1 protein-coding gene is annotated in these 563 nt (G+C 70.7%); it reads right to left on the bottom strand.

The window, feature by feature from the left end; genetic code table 11:
• Positions 1-44: 44 nt before the first annotated feature.
• Positions 45-563: NAD(P)-dependent oxidoreductase (locus MTR62_RS21165; RefSeq protein ID WP_244024650.1), on the bottom strand; the 519-nt coding region annotated here is incomplete at its 5' end.

Consider the following 563-nt stretch of genomic DNA (forward strand, 5'->3'; position numbering starts at 1 on the left):
CGAGGAAGCAGCTTGACCCACGAGGCCCCAATCAGAGAGGGCTCTCAGACCTCGGGCTTGCCGATCCGGGCGGCGGTCTTGAAGGTGTAGTCGGCCATCACCCCCCAGTCGCGTTCGCCGTTCCCGGCTTCGATCGCATCGGCCATGCGCGCGTGGACCGCCTCGAGCACCGGCAGGCTGGCGCCGCTGTCCCTCGCCAGCGCGCTCGCCAGGCGCAGGTCCTTGAGCCCGAGCGTCGCCTTGAAGCCGGGCTGGTATTCCCCCTCGACGATGATCCGCGCGTAGTTCTGGTAGACCGGCGCGCCGAAGATCGTGCCGGTCAGCACCTCGAGGAAACGCGCGCGATCAACGCCCGCGGTCTCGGCCAGCACGCCGCCTTCGGCCATGCCCTCGATCGCCATGGTGATGAGCGCGTTGCAGGCGATCTTGACCGCGTTGGCCGCGCCCGGTTCCGCGCCCAGCTCCCACACCTTGCCCGCGATCGCCTCGAGCGCGGGGGCCGCTTTGGCCATCGCCTCGGGCGCGCCAGCGGCCAGCACGTTGAGCTTGCCCGCCGCGGCAAC

Origin of the sequence: Novosphingobium organovorum (genome assembly GCF_022832435.1) — a bacterium.
Classification (GTDB): domain Bacteria; phylum Pseudomonadota; class Alphaproteobacteria; order Sphingomonadales; family Sphingomonadaceae; genus Novosphingobium; species Novosphingobium organovorum.